Here is a 12,220-nt window from a genome sequence, read left to right on the forward strand (position 1 = left end):
TCAGGACATTGAACCTCTGTTGCGACAGCCGCCGGCCGCACTCCGCTGCCGGTGAGATCACCCGGATGTTTGCATGGCCAAAGCACCCCACATAAAAGCAGGCCCGCTGATCTTTTTGATTGGCGGATTCGTACTCGGCCTGTTTTTTCTGTTCCTCGCCAGCAACGCCTGGCAGCAGCGCGAGCAGCTATGGCAGGAGCAGCTGGCCAGCCAGGCCGAAATCACCCGTCGTAGCATCGAACTGAGTCAGGCGGCGCTGCGCAATCAGGCGCTGATGACCGCCCGCAGCCTCGCCGAAGACCCTGACACCCGCCGGTTGATCCGGCGCATCGCGGCACTGAGCCAGGCCGAACCGCAGAATCAGGCCGAGATTCTGCGCCTGCGCGCCCAACTGCGCGGTGATCTGAACGGCGTATGGTCGATTCTGCAGCGCGCCGGCGCGCAGGTGCTGGAGGTGCATCTCGCCACGCCGGCACGGCCGTTACTGCGCATGCAACAGGTCCCCGACCCTGAGCTTGGCACCCCCGCCAACAGCCGGCCGTTGCTGCAGCGCACCCAGGCCACGGCACAGGAGCAGAGCGGGCTGGAGCTGGACCAACAGGGCCTGCGGCAAACCGCCGTCGTGCCCATTCGCGCCCTGGACGACAGCGACAGTCCGCTGGTGGCAACCATTGCAGTCGGCTTTTACGTGCTGCCCCAGCCCGTTGCCGACAGCCCGGAGGGCGAAGCCGCGGTTGCCCTGCTGATTCCCCCTTCGGCGCTGGCCGACCGGAGTCTGTTGCCAGCAACCGCCAACGGACGCTGGCTACTCGGCCGCCATTCCAACCCCGAGATCAACCGCTGGCTCGACGCCGTTGAGCTGCCCACCACCGTCACTGCCCCCAGCCACCAGCAGGTTCAGGTAGACACACGGGACTACCTGGTTACCCTGCTGCCGCTGGTGACAACCGATAGCCCTGCCAGCGATGACCAGCACATAGTGCGGATTGCCGCCTGGCATGACATCACCACTGCCGCCGCCACGCACCGCAGCGAGCAGTCCCGGCTGCTAATCAACTGGTTGCTGGCCTGCCTGGCTACCGTGCTGTTGCTCAGCGCCCTGCTGCTGTTTTCACGAGCGACACAGCGGCGCCAGAGCGCGCGGCACCAGCAAGCCATCCTGGCCGAAAGCCAACAGCGCGAGCGCGGCCGGCAACTGCTCGCGATCATCACCAAGGCGCAGTCGGCTTACATCCAGCGCGATCAGGCAGCGCAGGGCTTTAGCCAGCTACTGGAGCAGATACTGCTGCTGACCGACAGCCGCTTCGGGGTCGTGGCCCAGGTGGTTTACGACGCCGAGTCCCGGCCGCAGCTGAAACCCTACGCACTGAGCCTGCTGCATCCGCTCAGCGCCAGCACGCCGCCCCAGCCCGACCCGCCGGGCGCCGCGCGCCTGCTGGCAGACAACCTGGCGCTGTTTGAGCCGCTATTGCAGCGTGGCGAAGTGGTGATGCAGACCGCCCAACCTCACACCCAGGGATTGCACGCCTTTCTGGGTCTGCCGATTCACAGTGACCAGCATCTGGTCGGGGTATTGGCGCTGGGTAACCGCAGTGCCGGCTACGACCGCGACATGGTGGACTTTCTCGGGCCCCTGCTAGCCACCCTCGGGCAACTGATTCAGGCGTTGCGGCACAACGCCGAGAAGCACCAGATCCAGCAGCGTCTTGAACGCCAGCGGCATGCCCTGCGGGCGCTCAACGACATCGCTGCGGCCAGCGGTATCAATCTGCAGGAACGGCTCGCGCGCGCCCTGCAACTGGGCTGCAACCACCTGCAGCTCTCGCTCGGCCTGGTCAGCCGGATTACCGGCGCAGAGTACACCGTGCACGCCAGCTACGCGGCTGAAGCGCCACCACCGCCCGGCACCCGCTTCGACTTTGACCAGACCTACTGCAGTCTGACCTATCAGGCTGACGATGTGCTGGCCATCGACTCCATGGGCAGCTCACGCTTCAAAGGCCACCCCTGCTATCAGAGCTTTGCCCTGGAGAGCTACATCGGCATCTCGCTGATGGTCGCTGGCGCGCGCTGGGGTACCCTGAACTTTTCCAGCGGCAAGCGACGCGACACACCCTTTGATGAAGTGGATCTGGAATTCATGCGCCTGTGCGCGCGCTGGATCAGCAGCCTGCTGGAACAGGACGAGGTCGAACAGCAGCGTGAACAGCTGCTGCAGCGCTTCAACAAGCTCACCCGTCACCTGCCGGGCATGGTCTACCAGCATCAACTGTCTGCCGATGGCCAGGCCTGGTTTCCCTACAGCAGTACCGGGATCAACGACATCTACGGCATCACCCCGGAGCAGGCAGCCAAGTCAGGCGACCTTGCGCTTGACCGGATACATCCGGACGACCTTGATTCGGTCATCGAAAGCATCACCGCCTCTGCCTTGCGCCTGTCCACCTGGCGCGCCGAATACCGCGTGCGCCATCCCCACAAGGGCGATCTCTGGGTAGCCGGCTTTGCCAGCCCGGAATTGCTGGAGAACCGCAGCATCGTATGGCACGGCTTTATTGCCGACATCACCGAACGCAAGCGCATTCAACTGGCGCTCGCCAGCGAACAGCAACGCTTGGCGCGGGTGATCGATGCCACCGGCGTGGCGACCTGGGAGTGGGATCTGGCCAGCGATGCCGTACTGATCAACGAGCGTTGGGCCCAGATGATCGGCTATCAACCCGAGGAGCTGCAGCCGGTGACTGCGCAGACCTGGATCCAACGCATTCACCCCGAGGATCGTGCGCACTTCGATGAGCAGCTGGCCGCGCACCTGAGTGGAGAGACGCAGTTCTATAGCTGCCGCTGCCGCGTGCAGCACCGCGACGGCCATTGGCTGTGGGTTCAGGATCGCGGTCAGGTGGTAGAGCGCGACGCCGAGGGCCAGGCTCAGCGTATGAGCGGTACCCATGCCGACATCAGCAGCGAAATGCAGCGCCAGGAAGAAATCCGCCAGGCGCGCTCCTTCCTCGATGCCCTGATTGATGCCGCCAGCGAGGTCTCGGTAATTGCCACCGACCCCGGCGGCAACATTACCCTGTTCAACTCCGGCGCCGAGAAGCTGCTGGGCTACAGCGCCGACGAGGTGATCGGCCAACTGTCGCTGGCGACCTTTCATCTGCCCAGCGAAACCCGGCGTCATCAGGAAGCGCTCAGGGCTGAAACCGGCGCGTTGATCGAGGGCATAGAGGCGCTCCTGTATCGCGCGCGCCAAGGCCAGTCGGAAACGCTGCCCTGGACCTACGTGCGCAAGGACGGCTCCCATCGTCTGGTCAATCTGACGGTCACGCAAATTGCCGACAACGACAACAACCTGATCGGCTTTCTGGGTATGGCCACCGACATCACCGACCTGATACAGACCACACGCGCGTTGCAGAAAAGCGAGTTACGCTACCGCGGCATGGTCAGCAATCTGCCGGGAGCGGTGTATCGCTGTCAGGCCGACCGGCAATGGACCATGGTCTACCTGAGCGCTGAAGTTGAACGCATCACCGGCTACCCGGCCAGCGACTTCATCAATAACCAGCGCCGCAGCTATGCCAGCATCATCCACCCCGATGATTTCGACAGCACGCTGCTGGCCAGCCACGAACTCAGCGCCGAGGATGCCAGCTTCGAGCTCACCTACCGGGTGCTGCATGCCCAGGGTCACATCGTGCAGGTACGCGAAAAGGGCCGCGCAGAATATGACGCCAAGGGCCAACTGAAGTGGCTAGACGGTTTCATCTGGGATGTCACCGAGCAGGTGCGCGTGGAACAACTGAAATCGCAATTCGTGTCTACCGTCAGCCATGAGCTGCGCACACCGCTTACCGCCATTTCCGGCGCCATCAAGCTGATCAATGGCGGTGCGCTGGGTACGGTGCCGCAGTCGATGCAGAAGCTGCTGGGCATCGCCGAGCAGAACACCCAGACCCTGAACACCCTGATCAACGACCTGCTCGACATGGAGCGGTTGGCGGCTGGCAAGATTCAATTTGACCTGCGCCTGCAGCCGTTGACGCCCCTGCTGCACAACTCGCTGGAGCTGAACAGCAGCTACGCTGAACAATATCAGGTCAGCCAGCGCTGCACTGCGCTGGCTGACGCTTGGGTCAAGGTTGATGCGTTGCGCTTGGGGCAGGTATTGAGCAACTTTCTATCCAACGCTGCCAAGTTCTCGCAACCGGGTGGCGACATTCAACTAAGTAGCCGGATCGAGGGTGACCAGGTGTGCATCAGCGTGCGCGACCAGGGAGCGGGCATCCCGCAAGCCTTTCATCCGCAGATATTCCAGAAATTCTCCCAGGTCGACAGCTCCAGCACGCGCCAGCGTGGCGGCTCTGGCCTGGGTCTGGCGATCAGCAGGGAGCTGGTGCTGCAAATGGGCGGAAGTATCGGCTTCGAGTCCGAGCCGGGCAGGGGGTCGCGCTTCTGGTGCTGTCTGCCGCTGCAGCCACCCCCAGGCGATGCCCCCCCTTCGGACAGTAGCGAGGCCAACCCATGAGCGGTTCATCCAGCACCGAACAAGAGCAGAAGCGGTTGGCTGCGCTGGCGCAGTACCAGATCATGGACAGCGCCAGCGAGCAGGCTTTCGACGATATCACTGCGCTGGCGTCGCAGTGGTTGGAGATGCCCATCGCGCTGATCTCGCTGGTCGATGACCAGCGCCAATGGTTCAAGAGCCGGGTAGGGCTTGAGGCATTGGAAACGTCACGCGACCTGGCCTTCTGCGCCCATGCAATCGCCCAAGGCAGCTTCATGGAAGTGCCCGATGCATGCCTGGATCCGCGCTTCAGCAACAACCCACTGGTAACCGAGGCACCCTTCATTCGCTTTTATGCCGGTATGCCCATCAGCACACCGCAGGGCTACCTGCTGGGCACGCTCTGCGTGATCGACAATGTGCCCCGGCAGCTGGACGAGGTGCAGCGCGACACCCTGCAACGCCTGACGCGCATGGTCGAATACCAGTTGCAACTGCGCCTGGCCTTGCTGCGCGGTGCCGAGCGCGAGGCCGCCCTGCAGGATGAGCGCGCCCTGGCCGAGGGCCTGCTGGACAACATTCACGCCGGCGTGGTGGTCTGCAACAGGGCGGGCGAGCTGACTATTTTCAACAATACTGCGCGCGCCTGGCACGGCCTGGATGTGCTCAAGATTCCGCCTGAGCAGTGGGCCCTGTACTACGACCTGTACCGAGCCGATGGCATCACTGCGCTGCCACAGAACGAGATTCCGCTGCTCCGCGCCTGGCAGGGCGAGCATGTGGAGAACGCCGAGATATGCCTGCAGGCTCAGGGTCAGGCGCCGCGCATCCTGCTCTGCAACGGCGGCCCGCTAGAGCGCCAGACTCGGCAGTCGTCGGCTATTGTGGTCATGCACGACATCACCGAGCTGCGCCAGGCCACCCAGCTGAAAAGCCAGTTTCTCGCCACCGTGAGCCACGAACTGCGTACCCCGCTCACCTCGCTCAGCGGCGCCATCAGTTTGCTGCGCGGCGGCACCTGCGGCGAACTGCCCGCAACAGCCCAGCGCCTCTTGCAGATCGCCCACGACAACGGGCTCAGACTCAACGAACTGATCAACGACCTGCTCGACCTGGAGAAGCTCGAAGCCGGCAAGCTGCCCCTGCTGTGCTGCAACCAGCCGATCCGCCCGCTGCTGGAGCAGGCGCTGGAAGCCAACCGACTCTATGCCCAGCGCTACAAAGTGAGCTTGCGACTGCAGGAACCCTGTGCCAATCCTGACGTGTATGTTGACCCACGCCGCTTATCGCAGGTGCTGGGCAACTATCTGTCCAACGCCGCCAAATTCTCCCATGAGCAGGGCGAGGTGACCATTGTCTGCGAGCAACGAGCAGATCAGGTGGAAGTACGGGTGATCGACCAGGGCATTGGCATCGATGACGCGCAGATAGGTGCTCTTTTCCAGAAGTTCTCCCAGCTCGACGTCGGCGATACCCGCAAACGCGGTGGCACCGGGCTGGGGCTGGCCATCTGCAAGGAGCTGATCGAGCGCATGCAGGGCGAAGTCGGGGTATCATCCACGCTGGGACAAGGCGCCACCTTCTGGTTTCGCCTGCCGTTGACCTCGGGTACGGAGCCGCAATGAATCAGCCGCGTTACAGCCGCCTGGCCATCAAGATACTGCTGCTGATTCTGGGCGCCAGCCTGCTGCAGGCCGTACTGTCGGGCTGGATAACCCAGCGGGCGCTACGTAGCGACATGCAGGACCTGCTGATCGAGCAACAAACACGCATCAACCGCAACGCGGTGCAGTTGATCGACCGTGAGCTGGATATTCGCCAACAATTTCTGGCCACCCTGGCAGCGCAGCTGGCCTTGAGCGGGCGCGCGAGTTATCCCGCTGCGCAGCGCCTCATCGACAGCCAGCGCGCCAACATCAACCACTACTTTCCGGGCGGTATTCTGATTCTCAACGATCAGGGCGTTGCCATTGGCGAATCGACTCATGTGGAAGGCCGTCTGGGGACGCGCTACGCCGATCGACCGCACATCCAACAGGCCTTGAGCAGCGGCCAGCCCAACATCAGCAAACCCATCATGGGCCGCACCCTGAACGCCCCCATCATCAGCATCAGCGCCCCAGTGAAGAATGCCCGGGGCGAGGTACTCGGCCTGGTCGCCGGGGTGATCGAGCTGGAGCGTGAAAATCTCTTCGATGCCGCGGTAAACCTGACCTTGGGTGTACCGTCACGCCTGTTCGTGCTGGATACCACGCATCAGATCTATGTCACCGCTACCGATCCGAAACTGGCCATGCAGCCGCTACCCGACAGCGCCGACAGCCCCCTGTTGGCCGCGCTGCGCAGCGGCCAGAGCAGCGGACTACTGCACAACAGCGAGACCGGCGGGGACGACCTGTTCATTGCCGACGACATGCCCCATCTGGGCTGGCGCGTGGTCAGCCTGACTGCCCTGAAGCAGATTACCGACAAACTGGATCCGATACTCTCGCAGCGGCTGATCATCGGGCTGATGTTCTTCCTGCTGTTGGCGCTGGCGCTGGTGTTACTGCTGCGTCGTGCGATGAACCCACTCAGCGCCGCCGCCCATCAGATTACCGAAATGATGGAAGGCCAGCGGCCGATCCAGCCCATCCGCATCGACCGCACTGACGAGGTCGGCCATCTGGTGCATGCCTTCAATCAACTGAGCCAGCGCCAGCAGCAGCAGGCACGGGAGCTCCAACGCGAGCGTGACCTGCTGCGCAGCCAGTTCGATCAATCCTCCGATGCCATCGTACTGCTGGATGTGCACAGCCTGCAGATTCTCGAAGCCAACCCGCAATGTACGCGCTTGCTCGGCTACAGCGCCGAGCGCCTGCGCGGGCGCCCCTTCGCCGAGCTGCTGGCAGGCGACCAGCCCGCGCTGCCGGCGCTGCTGCAACAGGCCATGACCGAGGCCGGGCACTGCATCATGGCACTGCTGCGCCAGTTCGGCGGTAGCGTGCACTGCGAAGTGACCGGCGCCAGCGTCGGCCTGCCCGACCAGCGCCAACTGATGCTCAACCTGCGGGATATTTCCGAGCGCCTGCGCAGCGAGCAGCTTAAAAACGACTTTGTCTCCACCGTCAGCCACGAATTGCGCACTCCGCTGACCAGCATCTACGGTTCCCTGCGGCTGGTGAACAGCGGTGTGCTGCACAGCCAGCCGGAGCAAGCCGCGTCGCTGCTGCAGGCCGCCGAAGAGAACAGTCAGCGTCTCACCGCCCTGATCAACGACCTGCTCGACATCGACAAGCTGGAAGCCGGTAAGCTGGAGCTGAAGTTACAGCAGCTCGATGTCGATCAGCAGCTGCAGGATGCCCGCCGTCTGCTCGCCTCAACGGCCGCCGAGGCCGAGGTGCGCTTGCAGCTGCCCGCACCCCATGGGCTGCACATCATGGCCGATCCGCAGCGGTTCCAGCAGGTGCTGGCCAACCTGTTGTCCAACGCCATCAAGTTTTCCCCACCGGGCGCTGTCGTCGAGATCGCCACCCAGGCCACCGAGCAGCAGGTGCGCCTGGTGGTAATCGACCAGGGCGAAGGCATACCGCTGGCCTTTCAGCCAAACGTGTTCCAGCGCTTTGCCCAGGCCGATGCCACCGCCACCCGCCAGCGCGGCGGTACCGGCCTGGGCCTGGCCATCACCCGCTCACTGGTGCGCGCCATGCATGGCGCCGTCGGCTTCAGCTCAACGCCTGGCCAAGGCAGCCAATTCTGGGTTAGCTTGCCCAGAGTACTACCCCCGAATATGCACGCGCCGCGCTCTGCCGCGCCCGACAGCAATGGATCAAAGGCCCATGAATAAGCTCGAACGTATCATGCACATCGAAGATGACCCCTCGATTCAGGAAGTTGCCCGCGTGGCGCTGGAGATCGTCGGTGGCTTTACGGTCAAGAGCTGTGACTCCGGCGCAGAAGGCCTGGCTCAGGCCCCGGACTTCGCGCCACAACTGGTGCTGCTGGATGTCATGATGCCCGGTATGGACGGCCCACAAACCCTGATCGAGCTGCAGAAGCTATCCTGCATGCAGGGGGTACCCGTGGTGTTCATGACCGCCAAGGCGCAAACCCAGGAAGTGTCGGGCTACCATAGCCTGGGCGCCGCCGGCGTCATCATCAAGCCCTTTGATCCCATGACCCTGTCCGAGCAGATCACCGAGATATGGAATAGCTGGCATGAGTAAGCAGGACCAACTGAATAGCCAACTCGCTGAGCTGGAGTCGCGCTTTCGCGAGCGCCTGCGCAGCGAACTGGCCGAGATGGCGGCGCTCGCCGTGCAACTGCAGTCGAGCGACAGCCCCAAACCGGGCCTGCTCACCGACCTGCGCGACCGCCTGCACAAGTTGGCGGGCTCGGCCGGCACCTTCGGCTATGCCGAGCTGGGTAGCCGTTGCCGCGAGCTGGAACAGCAGGTGCAAGGCGAGCTGGCCCGCGAGCACAGCGACCACAAGGCGCTGGATGCCCTGGCCATCGCTACCCAGCACCTGCATGTGCTGCTGCAGCGCACCACTGCGGCGACCCACCAGGCCCAGACCCTGAGCACCGCCCCGCGCCAGGAGGCTGCGGGCCGCCACATTGGCCTGCTGATTGAAGAGCAGCGCCTGGCGCAGCAGATGAGCAAGACACTGACCAGCTTCGGTTACCAGGTCAGCCTGTTTCGCCGCCAGGCGGAACTTACCAGCAAGCGCCATCAACTGGATGCGTTGATTGTCGATACCAGCCCCCACGGCTACAACATGCTGCTGCAGGCGCCGTTTGCCGAGCGCGGCGAACACGCGCCACCGCTGCTGGTCATCAGCTCACAGGACAACTTCATCAGCCGCCTGCAGGCGGTGCGCGCCGGCGCCGACGGCTTTTTTACCAAACCGGTTGATTTGCCCTCCCTGGAAAGCCGGCTGGAGCGCTGCTTCAACACCCATCAGGGGGGCGCATTCCGCGTCCTGATCGTTGATGACGATACCGAACTCGCCGCCCGCTACCAGTTGATACTGAGCAGCAACGATATGCTGGTCGACACCGCCTCGGACCCGAACCTGTTGCTCGAAAAGATGCACAAGTTCATGCCCGATGTGGTGTTGATGGACATCAGCATGCCCGACTACAGCGGGCCCGAGCTGGCGCAGGTGATTCGCCTGAACGACGACTGGCTGCGCGTGCCCATTGTCTATCTGTCGGCAGAGACCAACGCCGAACGGCAGATGGATGCCCTGCTCAAGGCCGGCGACGACTTCATCACCAAACCGATCAGCGACAGCGCTCTGGTGACCACCGTGTACGCGCGCGCCCAGCGCGCGCGCATGGTCAGTGAAGCACTCGCCCGTGACAGTCTGACCGGCCTGCTCAAGCACGCCGACATCAAGGAACAGGTCGACATCGAAATCGAGCGCGCCCGGCGCTGCGAACAACCCATGGCCGTGGCGATGATCGACATTGATCACTTCAAATCGGTCAACGATCAGTATGGCCACGCCTTTGGTGACAACGTCATTCGCGCACTCTCCAACCTGCTGCGCCAACGCCTGCGCAAGGTTGACCGGCTGGGTCGCTACGGCGGCGAGGAGTTTGTTGCGGTGCTGCCCAACTGCAATACCACCGACGCCTGGCTGATCCTGGAAGAGATCCGCGAGGCCTTCAACGCCCTGCAGTTTTCCACCGACCAACACACTTTCTGCTGCAGCTTCAGCGCCGGCATCAGTGGCTGCGAAGAACCCGAATGGGATTGCGAAGAGCTGCTGGACAAGGCGGATCGGCAGCTCTACCGCGCCAAGCACGCCGGCCGCAACCGCATCTGCAGCACCACCCGGGACCCCAACGAAGACTGATCGTTATATCCGGCAGGGATCGCCGGAGCACTTGCGCACACCTTCCATCCCCGCCGCGTTGCATCAACAGCGCCCAAGTATGTTTTAATCGCCGGCTGATTTCCCGGCCCGGACCCGCCCCATGAAGCTCCTCGCCCTGCTGTTTCGCGACAATCGCCTGCCCCTGCTGGGCATCCTGCTGCTGAGTGTCGGCAGCGCCCTGCTCAGCGTCGCGGTGATCGCCTACGTCAACAATCGCCTGATCGCCGGCAGTACTGACCTCGGCCAGGCGCTGCTCGGCTTTCTCGGCCTGCTGGTGCTGCTGCTGATCTGCGCTACCGCCGCGCAACTCAGCCTGCACGGTCTTAGCCACCGCTTCGTCTATCGTCTACGCCGCTCGCTGGTGAAGCGGGTAATGGATACCGACATCGAGCGGCTGGAGCAGATCGGCGGTGCGCGCATTCTGGCCAGCCTGTCGACCGACATCCGCAATATCACCATCGCCTTCGTTGGTCTGCCGGAGATGCTCTACGGCCTGTCGCTGACGATGGCCGCCTTTGCCTACCTGGCCTGGCTGTCGCCGGCGTTGTTTGTCACCACACTGCTGTGGCTGGGCGTCACCTTTGTAGTCGGCTGGCTGCTGGTCAGCCGCGTGCATCGGCACATCCAACGCATGCGCGAGGCCGAAGACCGGCTGTACGGCAACTATCAGGATGTCATCGACGGGCGCAAGGAGCTGGCGCTCAACCGCGACCGCGCGCACCGCCTGTATCAGGAAGAATTTGACGACAACGCCAGTGCCTACAAACGCGAAATCATCCGCGCCGACATGTACCACGGGCTCTCCGGCAACTGGGCCAACATCATGGTGCTGGGGCTGATTGGCCTGGTGTTCTTTCTCGCTGGCGGCCTGGGCTGGGCCAGCGCCAGCGTGGCGGCCACCTATGCGCTGACCATGCTGTTTCTGCGCACGCCCATGGTCGCCGCCGTGGGCACACTGCCGCACCTGATTACCGCGCAGGTTTCGCTCGACAAACTCGAAGCGCTGGCACTGAGCCCGCACCAGGCCGATTTTCCGACCCTGCCACGGCTGCAACCCGACTGGCAGACGCTGACACTGGACGGCCTCAACTACCGCTACCCGGCTGAAGAGGGCGAGGGCTTCGACGTGGGCCCGCTGAACCTGCAACTGCAACGCGGCGAGGTGGTCTTCATCATCGGCGGCAACGGCAGCGGCAAATCCACCCTGGCACGCCTGCTCACCGGTCTGTATCGCCCGCACAGCGGCCGTATCCTGCTGGACGAGCAGCAGATCGACGCCGATCACTGGGTCGCCTACCGCCAGCTGTTTGCCAGCGTGTTCACCGATTTTCACCTGTTCAGCCGTCTGCTCGGCCCCGCCGGCGAGGAAGCCGATCCCGAGGAAACCCGCCAGTGGCTGACTCGCCTGCACCTGGACCGCAAGGTACGTGTGGCGGCCGGCCGCCTGCTCGACACCCGCCTGTCGCAGGGTCAGCGCAAACGTCTGGCGCTGCTGCTCGGTCTGCTGGAGCACCGCGACATTCTGTTGCTCGACGAGTGGGCCGCCGATCAGGACCCGCTGTTCCGCCGCCTGTTCTACCGCGAGCTGCTGCCAGCGCTCAAAGCCGCCGGCAAGACCGTGGTCGCCATCACCCACGACGATCACTACTTCGATCAGGCCGACCGCATTCTGCGCATGGACAACGGCCAGCTGCTGGAGCTCAACGACGAGCAGCGGCGCCAGGCCAGCAGTGACAGCCTGTTGCTTATATAAATGATAATGGTTTAGATTAAGGCCCCGTTTCATCCGCCCGGGGCCGTCCATGACCGCTGTTGCCCACGCACCTGTTACCCTGCCGCCTCCCCCCT

6 protein-coding genes are annotated in these 12,220 nt (G+C 63.5%); all 6 read left to right on the top strand.

Annotation, left to right across the window (positions count from 1 at the left end; translation table 11 throughout):
* Positions 1–73 precede the first annotated feature (73 nt).
* The 6 genes from V7747_RS07045 to V7747_RS07070 all read left to right on the top strand — a co-directional run bounded on the left by V7747_RS07045 (position 74) and on the right by V7747_RS07070 (position 12,125).
* Positions 74–4,528, top strand: a complete 4,455-nt coding sequence (locus V7747_RS07045; RefSeq protein ID WP_335615347.1) for a PAS domain-containing protein — start codon at positions 74–76, stop codon at positions 4,526–4,528.
* Complete coding sequence (locus V7747_RS07050; protein ID WP_335615348.1) at positions 4,525–6,132, top strand: sensor histidine kinase; 1,608 nt, start codon at positions 4,525–4,527, stop codon at positions 6,130–6,132. Before V7747_RS07045 ends, V7747_RS07050 begins: the two co-directional genes overlap by 4 nt.
* Complete coding sequence (locus V7747_RS07055) at positions 6,129–8,333, top strand: ATP-binding protein (protein WP_335615349.1); 2,205 nt, start codon at positions 6,129–6,131, stop codon at positions 8,331–8,333. Before V7747_RS07050 ends, V7747_RS07055 begins: the two co-directional genes overlap by 4 nt.
* A complete protein-coding gene (locus V7747_RS07060; RefSeq protein ID WP_335615350.1) occupies positions 8,326–8,712 on the top strand; it encodes a response regulator in 387 nt (128 codons plus the stop codon). Before V7747_RS07055 ends, V7747_RS07060 begins: the two co-directional genes overlap by 8 nt.
* Positions 8,705–10,351: a diguanylate cyclase gene (locus V7747_RS07065; protein WP_335615351.1), complete on the top strand. Its 1,647-nt coding sequence runs from the start codon at positions 8,705–8,707 to the stop codon at positions 10,349–10,351. The genes V7747_RS07060 and V7747_RS07065 overlap by 8 nt, the downstream gene beginning before the upstream one ends.
* Positions 10,352–10,472: 121 nt before the next feature.
* Positions 10,473–12,125: a multidrug ABC transporter permease/ATP-binding protein gene (locus V7747_RS07070; protein WP_335615352.1), complete on the top strand. Its 1,653-nt coding sequence runs from the start codon at positions 10,473–10,475 to the stop codon at positions 12,123–12,125.
* Positions 12,126–12,220: the final 95 nt, after the last annotated feature.

Origin of the sequence: Halopseudomonas sp., assembly GCF_036960865.1 — a bacterium.
Lineage (GTDB): Bacteria > Pseudomonadota > Gammaproteobacteria > Pseudomonadales > Pseudomonadaceae > Halopseudomonas.